The organism is Pseudomonas sp. 8_5_2 (assembly GCF_059295255.1).
This window is the reverse complement of record NZ_CM181238.1, coordinates 2,574,829-2,597,981: the sequence shown is the minus strand read 5'-3', so window position 1 is coordinate 2,597,981 and position 23,153 is coordinate 2,574,829. Positions and strand designations below refer to the sequence as shown.

The 23,153-nt window shown below is 63.7% G+C and carries 24 protein-coding genes; 14 read left to right on the top strand and 10 right to left on the bottom strand.

The window, feature by feature from the left end; genetic code table 11:
- The first annotated feature begins 38 nt into the window (after positions 1 to 38).
- Both argC and AC5O5R_RS11955 read left to right on the top strand, forming a co-directional pair.
- The gene (gene argC / locus AC5O5R_RS11960; RefSeq protein ID WP_494515397.1) at positions 39 to 980 is read left to right on the top strand and encodes an N-acetyl-gamma-glutamyl-phosphate reductase; all 942 of its coding nucleotides are present in this window, start codon (positions 39 to 41) and stop codon (positions 978 to 980) included.
- Between the two features lie 80 nt (positions 981 to 1,060).
- The gene (locus AC5O5R_RS11955; RefSeq protein WP_172229726.1) at positions 1,061 to 1,747 is read left to right on the top strand and encodes a GNAT family N-acetyltransferase; all 687 of its coding nucleotides are present in this window, start codon (positions 1,061 to 1,063) and stop codon (positions 1,745 to 1,747) included.
- Positions 1,748 to 1,857: 110 nt separating this feature from the next.
- Here AC5O5R_RS11955 and AC5O5R_RS11950 read toward each other — a convergent pair whose 3' ends face one another.
- The 5 genes from AC5O5R_RS11950 to AC5O5R_RS11930 form a co-directional block, all read right to left on the bottom strand.
- Positions 1,858 to 2,613, bottom strand: coding sequence for an ABC transporter permease (locus tag AC5O5R_RS11950; RefSeq protein WP_172229724.1), 756 nt, complete (start codon positions 2,611 to 2,613; stop codon positions 1,858 to 1,860).
- Entirely contained in the window at positions 2,613 to 3,818 is a 1,206-nt protein-coding gene (locus AC5O5R_RS11945) for an ABC transporter substrate-binding protein (RefSeq protein ID WP_494515396.1), read from the bottom strand. Before AC5O5R_RS11945 ends, AC5O5R_RS11950 begins: the two co-directional genes overlap by 1 nt.
- Entirely contained in the window at positions 3,805 to 4,626 is an 822-nt protein-coding gene (locus AC5O5R_RS11940; protein ID WP_172229718.1) for an ABC transporter ATP-binding protein, read from the bottom strand. The genes AC5O5R_RS11945 and AC5O5R_RS11940 overlap by 14 nt, the downstream gene beginning before the upstream one ends.
- Positions 4,623 to 5,687: an acyl-CoA dehydrogenase family protein gene (locus tag AC5O5R_RS11935; RefSeq protein WP_172229715.1), complete on the bottom strand. Its 1,065-nt coding sequence runs from the start codon at positions 5,685 to 5,687 to the stop codon at positions 4,623 to 4,625. The genes AC5O5R_RS11940 and AC5O5R_RS11935 overlap by 4 nt, the downstream gene beginning before the upstream one ends.
- A 99-nt stretch (positions 5,688 to 5,786) precedes the next feature.
- Entirely contained in the window at positions 5,787 to 6,347 is a 561-nt protein-coding gene (locus tag AC5O5R_RS11930; protein ID WP_172285281.1) for a carboxymuconolactone decarboxylase family protein, read from the bottom strand.
- Between the two features lie 102 nt (positions 6,348 to 6,449).
- On the opposite strand from AC5O5R_RS11930, the gene AC5O5R_RS11925 reads away from it, so the two are divergent.
- Positions 6,450 to 7,361 carry an AraC family transcriptional regulator gene (locus tag AC5O5R_RS11925; protein ID WP_494512600.1) on the top strand — a complete coding sequence of 304 codons (912 nt, stop codon included), beginning with the start codon at positions 6,450 to 6,452 and terminating at the stop codon, positions 7,359 to 7,361.
- Positions 7,362 to 7,406: 45 nt separating this feature from the next.
- Here the strand turns inward: AC5O5R_RS11925 and AC5O5R_RS11920 are convergent, their stop codons facing one another.
- Positions 7,407 to 7,946, bottom strand: a complete 540-nt coding sequence (locus AC5O5R_RS11920; RefSeq protein WP_494515395.1) for an RrF2 family transcriptional regulator — start codon at positions 7,944 to 7,946, stop codon at positions 7,407 to 7,409.
- Positions 7,947 to 8,297: 351 nt separating this feature from the next.
- On the opposite strand from AC5O5R_RS11920, the gene AC5O5R_RS11915 reads away from it, so the two are divergent.
- Positions 8,298 to 9,500 (top strand): NAD(P)/FAD-dependent oxidoreductase, encoded by a 1,203-nt coding sequence (locus tag AC5O5R_RS11915; RefSeq protein WP_172285279.1) that lies wholly within the window; start codon positions 8,298 to 8,300, stop codon positions 9,498 to 9,500.
- Between the two features lie 139 nt (positions 9,501 to 9,639).
- Here AC5O5R_RS11915 and AC5O5R_RS11910 read toward each other — a convergent pair whose 3' ends face one another.
- Together AC5O5R_RS11910 and AC5O5R_RS11905 are read right to left on the bottom strand one after the other, a co-directional pair.
- Positions 9,640 to 10,284 (bottom strand): RHS repeat-associated core domain-containing protein, encoded by a 645-nt coding sequence (locus AC5O5R_RS11910; protein WP_172230227.1) that lies wholly within the window; start codon positions 10,282 to 10,284, stop codon positions 9,640 to 9,642.
- Positions 10,285 to 10,572: 288 nt separating this feature from the next.
- Positions 10,573 to 11,979: a purine-cytosine permease family protein gene (locus AC5O5R_RS11905; protein WP_172230225.1), complete on the bottom strand. Its 1,407-nt coding sequence runs from the start codon at positions 11,977 to 11,979 to the stop codon at positions 10,573 to 10,575.
- 316 nt (positions 11,980 to 12,295) lie between these two features.
- Between AC5O5R_RS11905 and AC5O5R_RS11900 the strand changes: the two genes are divergently transcribed.
- From AC5O5R_RS11900 to AC5O5R_RS11860, 9 genes are all read left to right on the top strand, one after another.
- A complete protein-coding gene (locus AC5O5R_RS11900) occupies positions 12,296 to 12,781 on the top strand; it encodes a flavin reductase family protein (protein ID WP_172230222.1) in 486 nt (161 codons plus the stop codon).
- A gap of 75 nt (positions 12,782 to 12,856) precedes the next feature.
- On the top strand, positions 12,857 to 13,897 hold the full coding sequence (locus AC5O5R_RS11895; RefSeq protein ID WP_172232850.1) for an LLM class flavin-dependent oxidoreductase: 1,041 nt from the start codon (positions 12,857 to 12,859) through the stop codon (positions 13,895 to 13,897).
- A 241-nt stretch (positions 13,898 to 14,138) separates the two neighbouring features.
- Complete coding sequence (locus AC5O5R_RS11890; RefSeq protein WP_003256068.1) at positions 14,139 to 14,735, top strand: amino acid synthesis family protein; 597 nt, start codon at positions 14,139 to 14,141, stop codon at positions 14,733 to 14,735.
- 68 nt (positions 14,736 to 14,803) lie between these two features.
- Positions 14,804 to 15,637: an alpha/beta fold hydrolase gene (locus AC5O5R_RS11885; RefSeq protein WP_172285276.1), complete on the top strand. Its 834-nt coding sequence runs from the start codon at positions 14,804 to 14,806 to the stop codon at positions 15,635 to 15,637.
- Positions 15,634 to 17,115: an aldehyde dehydrogenase gene (locus tag AC5O5R_RS11880; protein ID WP_172285275.1), complete on the top strand. Its 1,482-nt coding sequence runs from the start codon at positions 15,634 to 15,636 to the stop codon at positions 17,113 to 17,115. Before AC5O5R_RS11885 ends, AC5O5R_RS11880 begins: the two co-directional genes overlap by 4 nt.
- A gap of 13 nt (positions 17,116 to 17,128) precedes the next feature.
- A complete protein-coding gene (locus AC5O5R_RS11875; protein ID WP_172226353.1) occupies positions 17,129 to 17,614 on the top strand; it encodes a flavin reductase family protein in 486 nt (161 codons plus the stop codon).
- Between the two features lie 126 nt (positions 17,615 to 17,740).
- The gene (locus AC5O5R_RS11870; RefSeq protein ID WP_008100863.1) at positions 17,741 to 18,130 is read left to right on the top strand and encodes a carboxymuconolactone decarboxylase family protein; all 390 of its coding nucleotides are present in this window, start codon (positions 17,741 to 17,743) and stop codon (positions 18,128 to 18,130) included.
- A gap of 90 nt (positions 18,131 to 18,220) precedes the next feature.
- Complete coding sequence (locus tag AC5O5R_RS11865) at positions 18,221 to 18,985, top strand: GntR family transcriptional regulator (RefSeq protein ID WP_172226350.1); 765 nt, start codon at positions 18,221 to 18,223, stop codon at positions 18,983 to 18,985.
- A 2-nt stretch (positions 18,986 to 18,987) separates the two neighbouring features.
- Positions 18,988 to 19,551: an NUDIX hydrolase gene (locus AC5O5R_RS11860; RefSeq protein ID WP_172226347.1), complete on the top strand. Its 564-nt coding sequence runs from the start codon at positions 18,988 to 18,990 to the stop codon at positions 19,549 to 19,551.
- Between the two features lie 11 nt (positions 19,552 to 19,562).
- Here the strand turns inward: AC5O5R_RS11860 and AC5O5R_RS11855 are convergent, their stop codons facing one another.
- Both AC5O5R_RS11855 and AC5O5R_RS11850 read right to left on the bottom strand, forming a co-directional pair.
- Entirely contained in the window at positions 19,563 to 21,734 is a 2,172-nt protein-coding gene (locus AC5O5R_RS11855) for a response regulator (RefSeq protein ID WP_172226344.1), read from the bottom strand.
- 153 nt (positions 21,735 to 21,887) lie between these two features.
- Positions 21,888 to 22,502 carry a LysE family translocator gene (locus AC5O5R_RS11850; protein ID WP_172226341.1) on the bottom strand — a complete coding sequence of 205 codons (615 nt, stop codon included), beginning with the start codon at positions 22,500 to 22,502 and terminating at the stop codon, positions 21,888 to 21,890.
- A 111-nt stretch (positions 22,503 to 22,613) separates the two neighbouring features.
- Between AC5O5R_RS11850 and AC5O5R_RS11845 the strand changes: the two genes are divergently transcribed.
- Entirely contained in the window at positions 22,614 to 23,066 is a 453-nt protein-coding gene (locus AC5O5R_RS11845; RefSeq protein WP_172226338.1) for an Lrp/AsnC family transcriptional regulator, read from the top strand.
- Positions 23,067 to 23,153: the final 87 nt, after the last annotated feature.

The window sequence follows — 23,153 nt, the reverse complement described above, 5'->3', positions numbered from 1 at the left end:
GCGAGCATAACCCACCCCTCCCCAACCGGACCCCGACCATGCATACCCCTGTTGTCTTCATCGATGGCGACCAAGGCACCACCGGCCTGCAAATCCACGCCCGTCTGCAAGGCCGCAGCGACTTGCGCCTGCTGACCCTGCCCGAAAGCGAACGCAAAGACCCGCAACGCCGCCGCGAGGCAATCAACAGCGCCGACATCGCCCTGCTGTGCCTGCCCGACGACGCTGCCCACGAGGCCGTGGCGGCCATCTACAACCCGCAGGTGCGGGTAATCGACGCCAGCTCCGCGCACCGCACCACCCCGGGCTGGGTCTATGGCCTGCCAGAGCTGGACGACCAACAAGCCGAGCGCATTGCGCAAAGCAAGCGTGTCAGCAACCCCGGCTGCTACCCCACCGGGGCCATTGCCCTGCTCCGCCCACTGGTAAAGGCCGGCCTGCTGCCTGCCGACTATCCGCTGAACATCCACGCCATCTCTGGCTACTCCGGCGGCGGACGCGCTGCAGTCGAACGGCATGAACAGCCCGACGCAAGCAAGGCCCCGACCCTGCAGCTCTATGGCCTGGAACTGGCGCACAAGCACGTACCAGAGATCCAGCAGCACGCCGGCCTGTCGGCCCGGCCGATGTTCATGCCCGGATACGGCGCCTACCGCCAGGGCATCGTGCTGAGCATTCCCCTGCAGTTGCGCCTGCTGCCTGGCCAGGTCAGCGCCGGCCAGCTGCAAGCCTGCCTGGAACAGCACTATCAAGGTGCCCGGCACGTCCAGGTCATGCCCCTGCACCAGCACGGCGCTGCGGCCAACCTCGACCCCGAGGCGCTCAACGACAGCAACGACCTGCGCCTGGCGCTGTTCGCCAACCCCGAGCACGGCCAGGTACTGCTGACTGCGGTGTTCGACAACCTGGGCAAAGGCGCCTCGGGCGCGGCGGTGCAAAACCTGGACCTGATGCTTGGTGCGTTACAGGCACAAGGCTGAAACGGAAAAACCGGTTAAACTGTACAGCCCGCGCCAGCACGGCGCGGGCTGTATTCCCACCCGCCGGAGCCCGTCACCCGATGTTCATCCTGAGCCGCCTCGACAGCGTGCCGCCCGAATCTTTCCAGAACCAGATCCGCGAGCTGGTGATCCACAATGTCAGCGAACTGAGCAGTGTCGCCATCACTGCCGACAACCCCCTGTATCCGCTGTACCAGTACGGCGTCGGCATGGAGGTGCACCAGTACCTGCAAGCCATGGACGGCACCCGCGGCCTGGCGGTGGCGCTGACACTGGCGCTGGACGCCGAGGCGCCCGACCAGCTGCTGGGCTTTGCCCTGTCGCTGCCGGCCGAGGACGACGAACAGGCCTGCGCGCTGGCGTTCCTGGCCGTGCAACCCAGCCACCGCCGCCAAGGTATCGCCCGCGCCTTGCTGGGTGATCTGCAGGCGCGCCATGCCTGCGTGGAACTGAACGCCTTTGCCAGCCAGGTGCCGTGGTTCGAGGCCATGGGCATGCAGGCAGTGGCCGCCAACGGGCCGCAGGTGCTGATGAGCAGTACCGGGCAAGCCAGCGGTGCGTTGATCGGGCGGCTGGACATTGCACCGATCTACGAGGCGGTTGAAGTGATGCAGATTCATACCTACCTGCTTAACCAGCAGGGTGAAGATGCGATGATCGAAGCGGAACAGATGCGCGATGAGCGGCTGGACGAGCTGGCCGTTCAGGCGCGGGAGTGTGTGCGGCAGCGCAAGACCGTACATTGATCGAGGGGCCTTTTCGCGGGCTCGCCCGCTCCCACAGGGATATCACAAGACCCAAGGGCGATGAATACCGGTGGGAGCGGACAAGCCCGCGAAGAAACCTCATAGGCCCATCAGCCATGCACCCAGCGCCGATGCAGCCCTCGCGCAAAGGCATCCAGCACAAAGCCCAGCACCCCGATCAGCAGCACCATCGCCATCAGCTCGGAATACGCCAGCCGGTCGCGGGTATCGAGGATGAAGTACCCCAGCCCCGCACTGACCCCGAGCATTTCGCACGGCACCAGCACGATCCACAAGATGCCGATGGCCAGCCGCACCCCGGTCAGCACATGGCCGATCACCCCCGGCACGATCACCTTGCACAAGGTTTCCCGGCGCGTGGCGCTCAGGCTGCGGCTCAACTGCAGCCAGCGTGGGTCCAGTTGCCTGACCCCGGCAGCGGTGTTCAGCAGAATCGGCCACAACGCGGCAAACGCCAGCAGGAAATAGATCGGCTGGTCGCCCACGCCCATCAGCATCACCACCACCGGCATCCACGACAGCGGCGAGATCATGCGCAGGAACTGGAATGCTGGCGTGGTCGCCGCCTCCAGGTGCCGGTAGCTACCCACCAGCAGGCCCAGCGGCACACCAATCAGCAGCGCCAGCAGCAGCCCGATCAGGATGCGTTTCAGGCTCACCCAGATATGCCCGTAGACCTCCCCCTGCCCCAGCAGCTCGACCAGGCTGGCCAGGGTTGCGTTGGGCGAAAAGCGCGCCGACAAGCCATCGGCCTGGCCAAACACTGCAACACCCGCCCACCACAACAGTAACAAACCGAGCAAACCCGCCAGACCAAGCCCGGCGTGCAGGACATGCGTGCGCATCAGACCGCGAACTCCTCGTTACGCTCGTAGCTGTCGGCAATGCCGAACACCGACGGCCCGCCCACGGCGGCAATGGCGTTACGCACGAAGCGGTCGTCGACCAGGTCCCTGGCGGTCTGCACCGGGTCAAGGCCGGCAAGGAACGCGTTGTCACCCTCGATCAGGGTGGTCTGCAAGCGCTTGACCAGCGCTTCGGTGTAGCTGGGGTACGGGTACGGCTGGAAGTCGATGCGTTTTTCGTCCCACTGCTGATGGCGGATGGCACCACTTGCAATGTAGCCAGCCCGGTCCTCGGCGGCCGGCGCCAGCACCTTGGCCAGCACCGCAGGCTCGTGCGGGGTGTACTTGTTGGGGCCGGCCCTGGACAGCAAGGCCGCCGCTTCGGCGCGGTGATCGCGCGTCCACTGTTGCGCCTTGACGATGGCGTTGACCACTTTCTGCGACCATTCCGGGCGATTGTTCAGGTCATGCTCGTGCATGAACACCACGCAGCAGGCGTGATTGCGCCACACATCGCCGGTGAAACGCTGCACCCGGCCAACCTTGAGGTTCTCGGCCAGGGCGTTGAACGGCTCGGCAACGATGTAGCCGGCAATGCGTTTGCTGGCCAGGGCTGGCGGCATGTCGGACGGCGGCAGCACCAGCAGGTTGACTTCATTGGCGCCCAGCTGGGCAGTGACCGGCCTCGACACCGGCGTCAGGCCGTTGTCGTTGAGCATCTGCTGCAGCACCACGTTGTGGATCGAATACCAGAACGGGATGGCCACGGTCTTGCCACCTAACTGCTTGAGGTCGGTGATGTCCGGGGCCACGGTCAGACCCGAGCCCCCCACGTGGTTCCAGGCCACCACCTTGGCCGGCACCTTGCTGGCATAGCGCGCCCACACTGTCATCGGCGACAGCAGGTGGATGACATTGACCTGGCCGGAGATGAACGCCTCGATCACCTGGGCCCAGCTGCGCAGCAGCACCGGGCGCTCGGCCTTGATGCCTTCGGCTTCGAACAGGCCATTGTTGTGCGCCACCAGCAGCGGCGTGGCGTCGGTGATCGGCAGGTAGCCGATACGCACCGGCGCGTCCGGTTCGGCGGCGGCGCGGGCCTGCAGGCTTGAAAGCAATGGCAGCGCGCCGGCTGCCGTGAGCATGGCACCGAGCTTGAGGAAATCGCGACGTGAAGAAGCGGAACAGCAGTCATCCATGCACATGGACAGCCTCCGAGGGCAACGGGGTTGGGGTGGGTTCGACTGTGCGGCTTGCCCGCCGAAGGGTCTTGAGGATTTCGATACGCAGGGCGCCCAGCTCGTCGACCCGCTGCGCGCGCGGCTGCGGCAGGTCGACGAGCCACTGCCCGAGGATGTGCGCTGGGTGGTTGCCCAGTAGCAGCACCCGATCGGACAGCAGCAGGGCTTCGTCAATATCGTGGGTGATCAGCACCGCCGCCGTGTTGTGGGTGGCGATCAGCTGCAGCAGCAGTTGCTGCATGTCGGCCCGGGTCACTTCGTCCAGCGCGCCGAACGGCTCGTCGAGCAACAGCACCTCGGGCTGGCGGGCCAGGCAACGGGCCAGTGCAGTGCGCTGGGCCATGCCGCCGGACAGCTGCGCCGGGAACTGGCCACGGGCATGGGCCAGGCCCACGGCCGCGATGGCATGGTCGATGCGTGCACGCCGCTCGGCTGCGGCCAGTCTGGGCTGGCGGGCGAAGTCCAGGCCGAAGGCGACGTTTTTCTCCAGGCTCAGCCAAGGCAGCAGGCTGGGGTCCTGGAACGCTACGGCCAGCCGGGGGTGCGGCCCTTGCAACGGCTGACCGTGCAGGGTGACGCTGCCAGCGCGTGGCTGCTGCAGGCCGGCCAGTACGCGCAGCAGGCTGGACTTGCCAACCCCACTGGGGCCAAGAATGCTCACCACTTCGCCCGGTGCCAGCTGCAGGTCGAACTGCGCCAGCACCTGCTGCCAGCCCCCCTCGCGCGGGTAGCCCAGGCTGATGTCGCGGGCTTCGAGCAACACTGGGCTCATGCCGCGCCTGCCTGGCGCTGCAGTTCGGCGCGCAGCTGCACCAGGCTGGGCGTGACAATCGGCACGAAGGCCGACTCGCGCCAGCGGCGGGCAAACCCTTCGCCATACTCGCTCAGGTAAGCCTTGCCACCGCTGGCCTGCAGCTCCAGTTGTACGGCGTCGGCGGCGCTTTCAGCCAAGGTGATGCGCAGCTTGAACAACGCCGCCGGTTGCTGCTGGAAGCGGCCATCGAGCAGGCCCTGTTTCAGTTCGCTTACGGTATTTTCCAGACGCTCGCCGAGCACCTGGCGGGCCTCCTCCAGGAACGAGGCACGACCATTCAGATGCGCCCGTACTTCCTCCAGTGCACGTCGCGCCAGGCCGATGGCCATGCCACACTGCAACGCCAGAAACGCGGGGCGTACCCGCGGCAGGAACTCGCGGGCATTCTCATGCAGCAGCCATTCCCGCGACAACTGCACCTGGCGCAAAGCCAGCGCCGCCGTGTTGCTCGACTGCAGGCCCATCAGTTGCAGGTCATCCGAACGCTCCAGGCCTTGCACGTCCGATGGAATGGCCAGCACGAACGGCGCGCTTCCGGCCTCGTCTTCAATCGCTGCCGCCACCACGAATCCACTTTTGCGCAGGTTGGTCACCCAGTGCAGGCGCCCATCCAGGTCCCAGCCATCGGCTGCCGGCCGACCGCGCACCTGCAGCGCTTCGATACCGGACAGAAACTTCATGGCGTTGGACAGCCCGGTAGCCCCGGCCAATTCGCCGGTCAGCAAGCGCGGCAACAGGCGCTCGCGCAGGGGCTGGTTGGGACTGTGCAGCAGGTACTCGATGAAGGCGCGTTGGCCCCAGCAGACAAAGGCTGCGGCCAGCGAGCGACTGGCGATGGCGGCAATGGCTTCGACCGCGTCGGTAACCTGCCCGCCCGTGCCGCCAAGGGCCGGGTCTACACCAATACGCAGCAGCTGCGATTCGGCAATCTGCGCCAATACCAATTGCGGTTCGCACTGGCCCCGGTCGATGGCCTCGGCATTGGCGTCCAGCCATCGTCGAAATGCACAATCTTGCATGGTCTTGCTCCTTGGGAAACGCCAGGGCCGCTGTGCGGCCCATTCGCGGCACAAAGCCGCTCCTACAACCACCGCGTTATGGCAGGTGTCACGCGCGGATCAAGCGGAAGGCTGCCAGCGGTACTTGCCAAGCTCTTCATTGAGCGGCGTCTGGGCGAACACATTAGCAAAGTTGCACAGCGTTGCCAGACTCACGCCCAGAATCACCTCCAGGGCGTTGCCCTCGCTGAAACCGGCTGCGCGCAAAGCCTGGTAGGTGGCTTCACTGACGTTGCCGCGGGTGGCGATCACTTCACGGGCGAACGCGGCGAGGGTTTCGTAGCGGGCATCGGGCAGCTCGCCGCGGGCGCGCAGGGCATCGACCACTTCCTGCGGCAGCTTGGCTTTGTTCAGGGCCACGGCGGTGTGGCCGGCGACACAGAAATCGCAGCCATGCTGGGTAGCGGCGATCAGCTGCACCACTTCGCGCTCGGCCAGGGTCAGTTCGGACTTGCCATTGAGCGCCGAAACGGTCACATAGGTTTCCAGCGCTGCCGGGGCGTTGGCCAGCACGCCGAGCAGGTTGGGGATGAAGCCGGATGCCTTCTGAGCGTTCTCGAGGAACGGACGGGCCGCTTCCGGTGCGGTCTGCAGGGTGTGTAGAGTAATGCGCGAGGACATGCAGTGGTCTCCTTTGATGGGTGTCACTACAGTCTGTTGGTTATAAGAATTACCCTCCATATTCATCAGTCGCCTTTCCTTGCTCCCGAGTCTTTGTATTAGATGATTTCGTCCAGCCCCCTTGTCGATTGGTTATTAGAAGGCCTGGAGCTCGATGCCAGCCTGTTCCATGTCGGTCGCTACTGTGGCGGTTGGCACGCCAGCACCCAAGGCATGGGCCGGGCCAGCTTCCACCTGGTGGTTCAGGGGCATTGCTGGCTGCACATCGACGGCCATGCCCAGGCGCTGCGCCTGGAGGCCGGGGACGCGGTGTTCCTGCTGCGTGACCTTGGTTATCGCTTGTCCAGCGACCAGGACCCGGCCAGCGCCTGCGCCCAGCCGCGCCAGCACATGCAGGCACTGGAAGCGGATGCGGTCGAGGGGGTTGGGCTGGTGTGCGGTTTCTTCCATTTCAAGCCAGGCTTGTCAGCGCTGATCGTCGAAGGGCTGGCCGACTGGATAACGCTGCGCGGCAACGAACCGGCCGGGCATGCGGCACGCGCGTTGTTCGAGCTGATTCTGCAAGAATGCCAACGCGACGCCGGGCCATCACAGACATTGCTGGAGCGGCTGACGCATTTGCTGTTCCTGTATGTGCTGCGCCAGCAGGTGCATGCCGGGCAATCGTTGGGCGGGCTGGTTGCACTGGCCCGGCAGGCGGCGTTTGCCGGGTTGTTGCAGCAGTTGATCGAGCACCCGGGGCAAGCCTGGACGCTGGAGAGCATGGCCGCGTGTACCGGTTTGTCGCGGTCGGCGTTTTTCAAGCGGTTCAGTGAGGTCGCCGGGCAGTCGCCGGGGCAAGTGCTGCTGGCTTTGCGTATGCGCCATGCAAGCCAGCTGCTCAGAACCGGGCACACGGTAGAACAGGTTGGCGCGCAGGTGGGGTATCAGTCGGTGGCGGCGTTTACCAGGGCGTTTGCCAAGGCCGTGGGGGTGCAGCCAGGGGCTTATCGCAGGCAGCATGAGGGGCGGTGAGCCACAGAGCGCTACCCATCGATAAGACCGCCACAGCCAACAGATTCACACTTGTTTAACCGGAATATCCCCTGCTCCTTTACCATCCCGCCGCTCGCCCATCCAGGCATTGACCTTCTGCCCGAACTCGGCCGGCGCCTTGCGCCCGAAGCGTCGCGCCAGGTCGAGAATCGTCTGCTGCGCCAGGGCCTCCTCCATGCGCTTCTGCGCGCCCAGCATTACCGCGTGAATGGCACAGGTGCCCTCGGTCGCCCAGCTGGGTGCCGAGCCCTCAAACAGGCTGCAACGTTCACGGATCTCGCGGCAGTCGAAGATCTTTTTCTGCCCATCGATGGCATTGACGATATCCAGCACGGTGATTTCATCGGACGGTCGGGCGAGGCGGAAGCCGCCGCGCACGCCCTCGGTGGCGGCCACCAGCCCGGCTCGGGCCAGTTTGGTGAACACCTTGGCCAGGTATTCCTGGGGTACACCCTGCAACTCTGCCAGATCGCGCACGCTGGAATCTCGCGAATCACCGCGCTCGTCCACCAGGAACAGCAGGCAATGGATGCCGTATTCGACGCCAGCACTGTAGAGCGACATAGTAATCTCCGACCAATATTGTCGTAAATAATACGCGTGGGAGAGGGATAGCGCAAAGTGTGAATCTGTCGGTTGCGGGCCTGGTTGTGGGGGATGGGCTGATTGTCGTGGGGGTGGGGGTTGGGGCTGAGAGGTGACCGACATGAGAGTTTCAGCACCTGTCAGCCCCACCCCGCACAACCGACCGGCCTGCCCCATACACCCATCTCCCCAAGGCCATACCACTCGGCCAAAAACTCCAACACCCGAAAAAAACACTTGCACCAAGCAACTCCGACAAATACAGTCGTAGTTATTCGAGCGACCCCAACCTGTGCTCGAAGCCCTCTTCGACCCTTGCGGAGCACCTACATGAAATCGAACATCCTCATCATCGGTTCTGGTTTTGCCGGCGTCTGGAGCGCCCTCAGCGCCGCACGCCTCCTGGACCAGGCGCAGCGCGACGACCTGAGCATCAGCGTGCTGGCCCCGCAACCGGAACTGCGCATCCGCCCGCGCTTCTACGAAGCCGATGTGCACAGCATGAAAGCGTCGGTCAGCGACCTGTTCGAGGCCGTAGGCGTGCGTTTCATCACCGGCAATGCCGAGGGCATCGATGCCGCTGGCCGTAGCGTCAGCTACACCGACACCAACGGCCAGCGCCAGCAGATCGGCTACGAGCGCCTGATCCTCGCCGCTGGCAGCCAGGTCGCCCGCCCGGCAGTGCCAGGCCTTGCAGAACATGTCTTCGATGTCGACCAGATGGAGTCGGCGATCAAGCTGGAGCAGCACCTGGCCGGTCTGGCCGCCCTGCCCACCTCGCCGGCACGCAATACCGTGGTGGTCTGTGGCGGTGGCTTCACCGGCATCGAGACCGCCACCGAAATGCCCGCGCGCTTGCGTACCTTGCTTGGCAGCGATGCGCCGGTACGGGTGCTGGTGGTGGACCGCGGCGCAAAGATCGGGGCGGCGCTGGGCGCAGGCATCACGCCGTCGATCATTGCAGCGTGCGAGCAGGCCGGTGTCGAATGGCGGGCGGGTACGTCGGTGGTGGCCGTCGATGCCGGTGGGGTGACCCTGGACAACGGCGAGTACATCGCCAGCAACACGGTAATCTGGACCGTCGGCGTCAAGGCCAGCCCGCTGACTGCGCAGGTGGACGGCGAGCGTGACAACTTCGGCCGGCTCAAGGTAGACGACCACCTGAGAGTAATCGGCCAGGAGCACATCTACGCCACCGGCGATACTGCCTGGGCGGCCGTCGACGAGCTGGGCAACCATGCCCTGATGACCTGCCAGCACGCCATCCCCATGGGCCGGCACTCTGGCAATAACGCCATGGCCGACCTGTTGGGCATGCAGCCGGTGGTCTACCGCCAGCCCAAGTATGTCACCTGCCTGGACCTCGGCGACTGGGGCGCAGCCTTCAGTGAAGGCTGGGAGCGCGAACTGAAGCTGCATGGCCAGGAAGGCAAGGACCTCAAGCGCCAGATCAACTCGGTATGGATCTACCCGCCAGCAGCGGACCGCGCCCTGGCCCTGGCAGCGGCCGACCCGCTGATCGCGATCGTTTGACGGCTATTTCCAGACAGAACCGTCAGCAAATGGCGGTTTTGTCACTTCATGCCGTAACGCCGCCACCGCCGTCAACCAGATGACCGCGGCGGTGGAACTTGAATGCCTTGCAACCATTCACGGCGACTGGTTCCGTTGTTCAGAGTGGGTCGTGTCCTACAGTGGACAGGATCTGAATTTGTCTGATGTCTGCTTGCCTGTTTTCAACAGCCGCGATCTCTCCTCCTCCCTGGGTTCGCTGATGATTGGCAATCATCTCATCACGAGAAAACGGGCGTTGGACTGGCCGGTGTTCCCAATACCATTCAGGGACTAACTGATCGATAGTTGGCCCATTTGAGGGAGTACCGACGACCTCTTGCGTTGGGAGCTTTGAGAGATCTTTTCGCGGAGCGCTCTCTCCCATCGCCATCAAAATGTCCGTTCGATTCACGCTACGCTCCGGAAAGCCCTTGTAACTCCCCGGTCCATTGCGCTGCCTGAAAGCACGCCCAGGCCAGCGTATTTTTCCCGTCGGATCAACCCAGTTGATCGGGTCACCTGCGCAATAGGCATAACTGTTCAGCCCACCTTCACCAAATGGGCTCAGCTGGTCCGGGCTGATAAAACGCATGAGAGAGGGGGCGTATGACCGATGCCCGTTGCCAAGCCAATAACCCTGAATCATCCGATCCAGCAGTTGGCCGTTGAACCCCAACATTGCCTCAGCACTGCTGACTGGCAGGTAACCATACGCCGTATAGTTAAGTAGGCAGTCTGAGACTTGATTGCGGCGCCGGTTCATTCCATCACCTTCATGAACTACTTTTCGTAAGACTGTGCGGAAAAATGATCTCTTGTTGAACTGGCATTTTTACCAGGCAACGCGGCGGCCGGCTTGCAGTGGGTGTGGCTGGCTGGGTCGAGCAATACAACGCATGACCTGAAACAGCTGGGGCCGCTTTGCGGCCCATCGCAGGCAAGCCAGCTCCTACACCGATTGCACAATGTCCAAGGCTTGCGCTGTACCTGTAGGAGCTGGCTTGCCTGCGATGGGCTGCCAAGCAGCCCCTGTCACCGCAACTTCTATCTATCAGTCGTTGATACTCACCACCCGCCCCGGCTGCTCGGCAGCCTTGCCCCGGGTCGCCAGGCAGTAGTACAGCGGCACCGTCACCAGCAAGCCGAACAGCCACGACAGGTCAGCCCCTTCGACAATGTTCGAATACGGCCCCACATACAGCGATGTATTGGCAAACGGCAACTGCACCAGGATGCCGCAGGCGTAGGCAATGATCGCGTGGTGGTTGAAGCGGCCGTAGATGCCGCCATCGGCACTGAAGATCGAGGCGATGTCGTACTGGCCCTTCTTGATCAGGTAGAAGTCGATCAGGTTGATCGAAGCCCACGGCACCAGCACCAGCAGCAGCGCCAGGATCAGGCCGATGAACTGGCCGATGAAGCCCGCCGAAGCATTCAGTGCCACCAGGCCACAGCCCAGCAGAATCACCGAAGCCAGAATCACCCGCACCTTGATGCTCGGCGTCCACTCGGCGACGAAGGTCTGGATCGCGGTGACGATCGACAGCACCGCACCGTACAGGTTGAGGGCGTTGTGGCTGATGATGTTGAGCAGGAACAACACCATCAGGATCGGCCCCAGCCAGCCGGTCGCCTGCTTCACCGCATCCATCGCGTCGGTGCCTTCCGGCACGCACAGCACCGCCACCGCCCCAAAGCTGAAGCACAGGATGGTGCCCAGGGTGGCGCCGAAGTAGGTCGCCCAGAACGGCTTGGCAATGCCCACTTCCCGCGGCAGGTAGCGCGAGTAGTCAGAGGTGTACGGCGAGAAGCTGATCTGCCAGATCACCCCCAGCGACACCGTGGCGATGAAGCCCGACAGGTTGAACGCGCCGCGGTTGAAGAAGTCGGCCGGCAAGTCCTGGACAAACATCATGATGAAGCCGGCCAGCAACGCCGAGCCCATCACCCAGGTGCCGATGCGGTTGAGGATATGGATGAAGCGGTAGCCAACCACGCCAATGGCAGTGGCGCTCAGGGCACCGATCACGATCGCCCCTGGCATCGGCACGCTGGGTGCAATGCCGTGGATGGTCTTGCCTGCCAGGACAATGTTGGAGATGAAGAAGCCGACATAGATCAGCGCGGTGAAGAACACGATCAGCAAGGCGCCATAGCGGCCGAACTGGCCCCGGCTCTGCACCATCTGCGGAATGCCCAGCTGCGGTCCCTGCGCAGAGGCCAGGGCGATGACCACGCCCCCGACAAGATGACCCAGCACGATGGCGATCAGCCCCCACAGCAGGTTCAGGTGGAACACCTGGACCACCATGGCGCCGGTGACGATAGGCAGTGGCGCAATGTTGGTACTGAACCAGAGGGTGAACAGATCGCGCGCCTTCCCATGGCGCTCGGCAGGTGGAACGTAATCGACCGTGTGATTCTCGACAAACTGGTTTTGCGATGACGATTGGGACATAGGATTCAGCTCGAAAGGTCGTTTTTATCGTTGTAAGGAAACCGCGTCTAGGCGGCCTCTCAGCTGCGGACCATATTATGGTATTCCAAGCTTTTGACAACACTGATCCGCATGAAAAAATGGCCACTGATCCGCTTGCGCCTGCCGTGCGACAAACCGCCTCACCGCTACAGGCCACGTTATACGTGGCTTGTAGCCATTCATCGTGAAAAACAGCGAGTGAAAATTCCGCTTGCAAAATAGGTATTACGGTATACCATCAGACACATCAACGATAAAAACCGCGGACCACCGCAGCCTTTTAGAGGTACACCAGATGATCGACGCAACCGTCTACAAGAACGTCCTGGGCTCCTTTCCGTCCGGCGTAACCGTCATCACCACCCTGGACGACGACGGCTCGGTCGTCGGCCTGACCGCCAGCGCCTTCTCCTCCCTGTCGATGGACCCGCCGCTGGTGCTGTTCTGCCCCAACTACACTTCCGATTCCTACCCGGTACTGATCAAGCAAAAGCGTTTTGCCATTCACCTGTTGTCCGGTGAGCAGCAAGCCGAAGCTTATGCGTTCGCCAAGAAGGGCAAGGACAAGGCCAGCGGTATCGAGTGGACCCTGAGCGAGCTGGGAAACCCGATCCTGGCCGGTGCCACCGCCGTCATCGAATGCGAATTGTGGCGTGAATATGAAGGTGGCGACCACGCCATCATGGTCGGCAAGGTGCACAACCTGATCGTTCCTGAAGCAGCACCGCGGCCGATGGTGTACTGCCGCGGCAAGATGGCCAGCCTGCCGGCCTTTGCCTGAAGCCTATTCTGAATCGAGACAACTGGCGCCTGCCCTGCCCGGTGCCAGCCACTTTCAAGCGTTGAGGAAAGCCACATGAAATTTTCGTTGTTCGTACACATGGAACGTTGGGATGAACAGGTCAGCCACCGCCAGCTGTTCGAAGACCTGACCGAACTGACCCTGATGGCCGAAGACGGCGGTTTCAGCACCGTGTGGATCGGCGAACACCACGCCATGGAATACACCATTTCGCCGAGCCCGATGCCGCTGCTGGCCTACCTGGCCGCGCGCACCGAGAAGATTCGTCTGGGCGCCGGCACCATCATCGCGCCGTTCTGGAACCCGATTCGCGTGGCGGGCGAGTGCGCCCTGCTCGACGTGATCAGCAACGGTCGCATGGAAGTGGGCCTGGCCCGCGGCGCTTACCAGTTCGAGTTCGATCGCATGGCCAACGGCATGCCGGCCACCGACGGCGGCAAGGCGCTGCGCGAGATGGTGCCGGTGGTGCGCAAGCTGTGGGAAGGCGACTATGCCCATGACGGCGAAGTCTACAAGTTCCCGACCTCCACCAGCGTGCCCAAGCCATTCAACGCTACGCCGCCGATGTGGATCGCCGCGCGCGACCCAGACTCGCACAACTTTGCCGTGGCCAATGGCTGCAACGTGATGGTCACCCCCTTGATGAAGGGTGACGAAGAAGTGCTGGACCTGAAGAACAAGTTCCAGGCAGCACTGGACAACAACCCCGACGTGCCGCGCCCGCAATTGATGGTGTTGCGTCACACCCACGTGCACAGCCCGGCCGAGCCCGAAGGCTGGAAGGTCGGCGCCCAGGCCATCTCGCGCTTCTACCGCACCTTCGACGCCTGGTTCGGCAACAAGACGGTGCCGGTCAACGGCTTCCTTGAGCCAAGCCCGGAATCGAAGTTTGCCGAAGTGCCGGCGTTCCAGCTGGAGAACATCCGCAAAAACACCATGATCGGTACGCCGGAAGAGATCATCGCGCGCATCAAGTACTACCAGGAGCTCGGCGTCGACGAGTTCAGCTTCTGGTGCGACAACAGTCTGCCTCACGCCGAGAAGAAGAAGTCGCTGGAGCTGTTCATCAAGGAAGTGGTACCGGCGTTCGCCTGAATTCCCATTGCCTGAATTGTTGCGGGACGCAGCCCGCTCCCGTGGGCCCTTGTGGCCCGCGTGAGCGGGCTTTTTTTCGAGTGGTGCCCGCGAAGAGGCCAGTACAGACGGCACGGAAATCAAGGCATCAGCCCACCTTTCGTCCCCCCGGCAAGAGAAATTTCCAGACATCTCTTGCACAACAAATATTATGGTATACCATCAGACAACAAGAGCTGATAACCCTCACCAGGAGCCACCCATGAGTTTCGAAATCCGCAAGATCGTCACCTACTCCGAAGAGACCCGCATCGAAGGCGGCAAGGCCACCGACAAGCCGGTGACCATGGTCGGCCTGGCCGTGGTGATCAAGAACCCATGGGCCGGTCGCGGTTTTGTTGAAGACCTGAAGCCGGAAATTCGCGCCAACTGCTCCGAGCTGGGCGCGCTGATGGTCGAGCGCCTGACCGCCGCCATCGGCGGTGCCGACAAGATCGAAGCCTACGGTAAAGCCGCTGTGGTCGGCGCCGATGGCGAGATCGAGCACGCTTCGGCGGTGATCCACACCCTGCGCTTCGGCAACCATTACCGCGAAGCGGTACAGGCCAAGAGCTACCTGAGCTTCACCAACAAGCGCGGCGGCCCAGGCACTTCGATCCAGATCCCGATGATGCAGAAGGACGACGAAGGCCTGCGCTCGCACTACATCACCCTGGAAATGCAGATCGAAGACGCCCCGCGTGCCGACGAAATCGTCGTGGTCCTGGGCGCAGCCGACGGCGGCCGCCTGCACCCGCGTATCGGCAACCGCTACATCGACCTGGAAGAACTGGCTGCCGAAAAAGCCAACGCTCAATAACAACAACCAAGACGGGCCGGGGCGTGGCGTGCTTACCCGCCGCGCCCGACCTTCAAGGAGCGCCCTCCATGATTCAGCCTGTCGCTGAACGCACACCTGCCGGCACCAGCTACCTTGCCGTCGGCCAGGGCCAGCCCGTGGTACTGATCCACGGCGTGGGCCTGAACAAGGAAATGTGGGGCGGTCAGATCGTTGGCCTGGCCAACGACTACCGCGTCATCGCCTATGACATGCTCGGCCACGGCCAAAGTGCCCTGCCGGCTGCCGACACCAACCTGGAAGGCTATGCCGCCCAGCTTGCCGAACTGCTCGACCACCTGCAGATCCCACAGGCCACCGTGATCGGCTTTTCCATGGGTGGCCTGGTTGCCCGGGCCTTCGCCCTCAATTACCCGCAGCGCCTGGCTGCGCTGGTGGTGCTCAATAGCGTGTTCAACCGCACCCCCGAGCAGAGTGCCGGCGTTATCGCCCGCGCCGCCCAGGCCGCGGAGCTGGGCCCCGATGCAAACGTGGATGCCGCCCTGGACCGCTGGTTCAGCCGTGAATACAAGGCTGCCAACCCGGCGCAGGTCGCTGCCATTCGCCAGGTGCTGGCGAGCAACGACCCGCAGGGCTACCACACCACTTACTCGCTGTTTGCCACCCAGGACATGTACCGCGCCAGCGACCTGGGCAGCATCCAGGTGCCCACGCTGATCGCCACCGGCGAACTCGACTCGGGCTCCACCCCGGCCATGACCCGCCAGCTTGCCGCCAGCATCCCTGGCGCACACAGCGTGGTGCTGGCCGAGCAACGGCATATGATGCCGGTGGAAGCACCGCGTGAAGTCAACAAGATGCTGCTGGACTTCCTCGCCCAAGCCCGCACCCTTACCGAATCCGCCAAGGGGATAGTTGCATGACCCTCGTTCGTTTCCAGATGTGCATCGACGGCCAATGGCGCGATGCGCAAAGCGGCAAGACCTTCGACAGCCTCAACCCGGCCACCGCCCAGGCCTGGGCGCAACTGCCCGACGCCGACGAAGCCGATGTCGAACTGGCCGTGCAGGCCGCCCAGCGTGCCTTTGACAGCAAGGCATGGCGCAGCATTACCGCCACCGCGCGTGGCAAGCTGCTACGGCGCCTGGGTGATCTGATTACCGAAAACAAGGAGCACCTGGCCCAGCTGGAAAGCCGTGACAACGGCAAGCTGATCCGCGAAACCCGCGGCCAGGTCGGCTACCTGCCCGAATTCTTCCACTACACCGCAGGCCTGGCCGACAAGCTCGAAGGTGGCACCTTGCCGCTGGACAAGCCCGACCTGTTTGCCTACACCGTGCACGAGCCGATTGGCGTGGTCGCCGGCATCATTCCGTGGAACAGCCCGCTGTACCTCACCGCGATCAAGCTGGCCCCGGCCCTGGCTGCGGGCAACACCATCGTGCTGAAACCGTCCGAGCACGCCTCGGCAACCATCCTCGAGCTGGCCCGCCTGGCCCTCGAAGCCGGCTTCCCGCCGGGTGTGGTCAACGTGGTCACCGGCTACGGCCCAAGCACCGGGGCAGCCCTTACCCGCCACCCGCTGGTGCGCAAGATCGCCTTCACCGGCGGCGCCGCCACTGCCCGCCACGTGGTGCGCAGCAGCGCCGAGAACTTCGCCAAGCTGTCGCTGGAGCTGGGTGGCAAGTCGCCGAACATCATCTTCGCCGACGCCGACCTGGACAGCGCCATCAACGGCGCAGTGGCCGGTATCTATGCCGCTTCCGGGCAAAGCTGCGTGGCCGGCTCGCGGCTGCTGGTGCAGGACGAGATCTTCGACGAGTTCGTCGAGCGTTTGATCGCCCGCGCCAAGCGCATCCGCATCGGCAACCCGCAGGACGACGCCAGCGAAATGGGTCCGATGGCCACCGCGCAGCAGTTGGCCGTGGTCGAAGGCCTGGTCGCTGCGGCCAAGGCCGAAGGCGCCAAGCTGCACATGGGCGGCAAGCGTGCCGAGGTCGAGGGTGAAGGCTGGTTCTACGAGCCGACGCTGTTCGAGTGCGACAGCAACTCGATGACCATCATGCAGGAAGAAGTATTCGGCCCGGTGGCAGCGGTGATCCGCTTCAAGACCGAGGAAGAAGCCCTGGCGATGGCCAACGACTCGCAGTTCGGCCTGGCGGCCGGTATCTGGACCCGCGACCTGGGCCGTGCCCATCGCCTGGCCCGTGACGTGCGCTCGGGGATCATCTGGGTCAACACCTACCGCGCCGTGTCGGCCATGGCACCGATCGGTGGTTTCAAGAACAGCGGCTACGGCCGTGAGAGCGGCATCGATTCGGTGCTGGCCTATACCGAGCTGAAGACCGTGTGGATCAACCTGTCCACCGCGCCGATGCCCGACCCGTTTGTGATGCGCTAAGAGGTAGCACGAGATGATCGAACCCGGCATCTACAAAGACGTGATGGGCTCGTTCCCGTCCGGCGTCACGGTTGTCACCACCCTGGACGCCGACGGCGGCATCGTCGGCATCACCGCCAGCGCGTTCAGCGCGCTGTCGATCGAGCCGGCGCTGGTGCTGTTCTGCCCCAACTACGCCTCCGACACCTACCCGATCCTGCGGGACAGCAAGCGTTTTGCGATTCACCTGCTGTCCGCCGACCAGACCGCCGAAGCCTACGCCTTCGCCGGCAAGGGCAAGGACAAGGCCAAAGGTGTCGAGTGGCACTTGAGCGAGCTGGGTAATCCCCTGCTGGCCAACGCCACGGCGATCATCGAGTGCGAACTGTGGCGCGAGTACGACGGCGGTGACCACGCGATCATCGTCGGCGCGGTGCAGAACCTGGTGCTGCCGGCCGAACCGGTGACCCCGATGGTCTACCACAAAGGCAAGCTGGGCGCCCTGCCGCCACTTGGCTGACAGACCTCACTGGCCCCTTCGCGGGTTTACCCGCGAAGAATCCAACACCGATCTTCCTGCTTTGCAGGGGTCGCGCTAATCGTCTCACCCTCGGTTGCGGCCCCTTTTTATTCCGGAGTACTGCCCATGAGCAACGAGAAGTACGAAAAAGGCCTGCAGATCCGCACCCAGGTTCTGGGCGAGGACTACGTCAACCGGTCGATCCAGAACGCTGACGACTTCACCAAACCGTTGCAGGAACTGGTCACCGAATACTGCTGGGGCCACGTCTGGGGCCGCGAAGGCTTGTCGCTCAAAGAGCGCAGCATGATAAACTTGGCCATGATTTCCGCGCTCAACCGGCCCCACGAGCTCAAGCTGCACATTCGCGGCGCCTTGCGTAATGGCCTGAGCCGTGAACAGATTCGCGAGATCCTGCTCCAGGTCGGCATTTATTGCGGCGTGCCCGCGGCGGTGGACAGTTTCCGCCTGGCCCGCGAAGCGTTCGCTGAAGCCGATGCGGAGTCAACCCGTTAACACCGGGCTGTTCGAACCCACGCAAGGAGCACCCCAGGTTCGTGGTGCTGTTGCGGTTGCGGCCGGGCAGCCTCTTTAAGAGCGCACTTGATGAAACGCCAGCCACTCGACGACAGCTTCAAGGTCAACCGCAACCCCGTTACCCTGCGCGAAATCGTGCTCGACAAGCTGCGCGCCGCGATCATGAACTTCCACTTGCTGCCAGGCGACCGCCTGGTCGAGCGCGACCTCTGCGACCGCCTCGGCGTCAGCCGTACTTCGGTGCGGGAGGCCCTGCGTCACCTGGAGTCCGAAGGCCTGGTGGAGTTCGCCGATGCCAAGGGCCCGCGCGTGGCCATCATCACCCTGGAAGACGCCCGCGATATCTACGAGCTGCGCTGCGTGCTCGAAGGCCTGATCGTGCAGTTGTTCACCCTCAACGCCAAGGCCAAGGACATCCGTGCCCTGGAGCGCGCGCTGGAGGTCAACCGCGAAGCGCTGGAGGAAGGCGAGCTGCAACAGGTGCTGGATTCGGTGCAGGGTTTCTACGATGTGCTGCTGGAAGGCTCCGGCAACCAGGTGGCGGCGCAGCAGCTGCGCCAGTTGCAGGCGCGCATCAGCTACCTGCGGGCCACGTCGGTATCGCAGGAAAACCGCCGCGGCGCCAGCAACCGCGAAATGGAAAAGATCGTCGAGGCGATCAAGGGTGGCGACCCGCTGGTGGCCCACCAGGCCTCGGTCGACCACGTCCGCGCCGCCGCCAAGGTGGCCCTGGACTACCTGCGCCAGAAACAGGACGACAACGCCAAGGTGCGCGACATGGTCGAGCCCCTGGCCCTCAAGGAACCCCGCATAGAACCCCGTATAGGTCGCTGATCATGCCCAACGCCCCGCGCTACTGCCCGCACTGCACCACAGAACTGGCCCGGGGCGTTCCCACAGGCGACACCCACGAACGCCTGCTCTGCAACGGCTGCGGCTACGTCCACTACATCAACCCGAAAATGATCGCCGGCTGCATCATCGAGCGCGATGGCAAGTACCTGCTGTGCCAGCGCGCGATCCCGCCGCGCCCCGGCACCTGGACCTTGCCGGCAGGGTTCATGGAAGCCGGCGAAACCACCGAACAGGCAGCGCTGCGCGAAGTCTGGGAAGAAACCGGGGTACGCGCCGAAATCGTCTCGCCGTATTCGATCTTCAGCGTGCCGAAGATCAGCGAGGTGTACATCATCTTCCGCGCCATCGCTACCGAAGAGACCGGCCAGTACGGGCCGGAGACGCTGGCGTACAAGTTCTTCGAGGCCGACGAAATTCCGTGGGACGAGATCTACTACCCGGCCATCCGGCAGATTCTCGAGCGCTACATCCTTGAGCGACAAGCCGGTGTATACGGGATCTACATGGGCAACGACGACACCGGCAAAGTGCACTTCATTCGCTGAGCATGGAACGCTCAGGTCCGCCGCCCGGCCAGCAACCGCGCCACGCTCTGCGCCAGCTCTGCCCGCCGGTAGGGCTTGCGCAACACCTCGAACCCCTTCAGCTCACGCGGCGTCAGGTTGGCATACCCGGTGATGATCAGCACGGGCAAGTCTGCCTGGCGCTCGCGCATCTGCTGGGCAAATCGCACACCGGTCATCTCGGCCATGACATGGTCGGTGACCAGTACGTCCGGCATCCAGCCCTGCTCTACCAGCCGCAATGCCTGCGCCGCGCTGGCAGCTTCGGTCACCTCATAACCCAGGTCACGCAACTGCAGCGCGGTGGCATGGCGCACGATGTTTTCATCGTCCACCAGCAATATCCGGCTCGGCCGCTCGGCCAGCGGCACCTCCTGGGCATCGGCAGCACGGCACGCCGCCACTTCATCGCTGGCCGGCAGCCACAGAGTGGCCTGGGTGCCCTGGCCGGGTGTCGAGCGGATGTCAAAGCCGCCACCCGACTGCAACGCCAGGCCCTGCACCATCGGCAGACCAAGGCCGGTGCCTTTGCCCACGCCCTTGGTCGAGAAGAACGGCTCGATGCAGCGGCGCAACTGCTCCTGGTCCATGCCGCAGCCGTCATCACTCACCTGGATCCACACCAGGCGCCCAGCCGCCACGCCTGCGGGACGCGGTGGCCCCTGGGCCTCCAGGCCCGCGACGATACGCAGGCCGCCACCTTCGCCCAAGGCATCACGACCATTGACGACCAAATTGAGCAACGCCAGCTCCAACTGATGCGGGTCGACAATCACCACCGGCAATGCCGGGTCGATCTGCAGCTGCACGGCGATGGTCGGCCCCAGCGAACGGGCCATCAGCTCGCGCATGTCCTCCACCAGTGCCGACAATGCCACCGCCTGGGGCTTGAGGGTTTGCCGGCGGGCAAAGCTCAGCAGGCGCCCGACCAGGTTGCGCGCGCGCTCGGCCGCCTGCAGGCCACCGTCGATCAAGCGCGGTGCGCGCTCTGAATGCGGATGCCGGCGCAACAGCTCGAACGAGCCGATGATCGGGGTGAGCATATTATTGAGGTCGTGGGCGATACCCCCGGTGAGTTGCCCGATCATTTCCATCTTGTGCGCTTCGTGCAGCTGCAGCATGACCGCCTCGCGCTGGGCCAGCGCAGTCGCCACTCGTTCTTCAAGGCTTTCATTGAGCAAGTGCAAGGCCCGCTCGGCACGCGCGTGGGTGATGGCTGCCCAGACCTGCTTGGCGGTTTCCTCGACCAGTTGGCAATCGTCTTCGAAACACTGGCGCGGGCTATGGAAATACAAGCCCAGCATCGCCTCCAGGCGCCCTGCCCTGAGAATGGGTACGTGCAGGCTCAAGTGCAGGCCCGGTAATCGGGCGGGCGAGTCTTCATAGGCTTGCTGCACCGTCTGCCCTGCAGTCAACTGGGCGTGCAACGAAGCACCGAAGTCCTGGTATCGATGCTGGCCAACAAGCGATGGCACGCCATCGGCCCAGTCCTGGCTCACCTTGAAGCAGACCCCATCGCCCTGGTCCTCGCCAAAGCACACCCGCGCCGCGCCCAGCTCCTTGGCCAGGCGTTGCACGGCACAGGCCTCGATGCGCTCGGCCGAGCCCAACCCTGGCAAGGTCCGGCCCAGCTGCAGCAGAAACGCCTGGCGCTGCTGGAAACGCACGCGCTCGGTGGTGTCGGTGACCAGGCACAACACGCCGCCGACACTGCCATCGGCCTCCCGCACGGCCGAATAGGAAACATCGAAGTAGACCGTTTCACCAAGCCCACGCCGCTCGATATAGAACGGGCGATCCTTGGCTGCGAACGTCTGGCCGGTCTCCCGCACGCCGCGCAGCAACGGCTCCAGGTCGTCCCACAGTTCACGCCAATGCTCCTGCGCCGGTCGACCAAGCGCCTGCGGGTGCTTGGTGCCGATGGTGGGGGCGTAGGCATCGTTGTACAACGCCACATAGGCGGCGCCCCAGAACAGCACGAATTGCGCCTGGGCCGGCAGCAGCGTGGTCATCACGGCCTGCAGGTGCGGCGACCAGGTTTCTGGTGGGCCCAGCGGTGATTCGGTCCAGTCCATCGTCTGCAGAAGGCTGCCGATGGCACCGCCGTTCAGCAGAAAGCCGAGCGCCGGGTTCACAGGGGTCGTCGATTGCTGAAGCGATCTCATGTCTGGGTAGTCCCGGGCATATTGCCATCCATCTCTGGATAGGAGAGCTGCAATCAACAGTTCGTTCCGCGGTTTTTCTGGGCAAGATCAACAGCACCATTTAGCTGGCATGGGTGCGGACCATAAGGCAGGCCAGCGACAGCCCGAGCGCACTCATCCCATTTGCCCAGCGATCAGCCCCAGGGCCACGCTGATCATCGCCCCCCCCGACACCCGCCCGACCAGCTTCGCCGCCCCAGGCCGCGTGCTCAGCAAGGCTTTGGCGCCGTAACCGACCAGCGAATAGATCACCAGCGAGCTGCACAGATGCACCAGCCCCAGCAGCAATATCTGCAATGGCACCGGCCAGCTCGACTGCGGGTCGGTGAACTGCGGCAACAAAGCCAGGAACAGCAGGAACACTTTCGGGTTCAGGCCACTGACGCAGAACCCTTTCAACGCCCAGCGCGAGCCAGACTCCCCCGCCCCGGCCCGCCCGGCTTCGGGCAAGGCCGGGCTCAGCAGCAGGTTGCCGCCCAGCCACAGCAGGTAAGCGCACCCGGCCAGCGTCAGCAGGGTCAGCGCCAGCGGGTGGCCGGCCAGTAAACTCCCCACCCCGGCAGCGACCACCAAAGTGGCGAGGAAATGCCCCGACAACATGCCCGCCACCGCAGGCATCACCCAGCGCCCGCGCATGCCCGCCGAAATGGCGTAGGCCCAGTCCGCACCCGGGGTAATCACGAACAGCATCGACACAGCCCAGAACGCCGTCAGAACACTGATAGCCACTTGTATCTTCCTTTTCCACTGCTTGGGGATATCGAAAGATTACGGATTCCACTGGAGGATTATCTTTCGTATATTTCCCCCGAGCGCCTAATGACTGGAAGAATCTTCTCAATGGACCGGACTGATCGAAAAATCCTTGCCGAGCTGCAAAAAGACGGTCGGCTCTCGGTGACGGAGCTGGCCGACCGCGTGGGGCTCAGCCTGTCGCCGTGCCATCGGCGCCTCCGGGCGCTGGAAGACTCGGGCGCGATTCTGGGCTATCACGCCCGCCTCGCGCCCAGCGCGCTGGGGCTGAATTTTGCCGCCCTGGTGTTCGTGACCCTGCGCGAGGTGACCCGCCAGCCGGTAGCGGACTTTGAAGCGGCACTGGCCGAGATCCCACAGATTGTCGAAGCGCAGCGGCTGTTTGGCGACCCGGACTACCTGTTGCATGTGGTGGCCAGGGATTTGCCCGCCTTCCAGAAGCTGTATGACGAACACCTGACCAGCATTCCCAATGTGAAGCGCTTGAGCTCGACCCTGGTAATGAAAGAGGTCATCCAGGATCGGTTATTACCTATGTAGGCGTCCGCCACCAGGCGGCTACAACTGATACATCGACTGCCCCATAAACGCACACATGCACCACGCCGGATCATCCGTTCCGGCTTG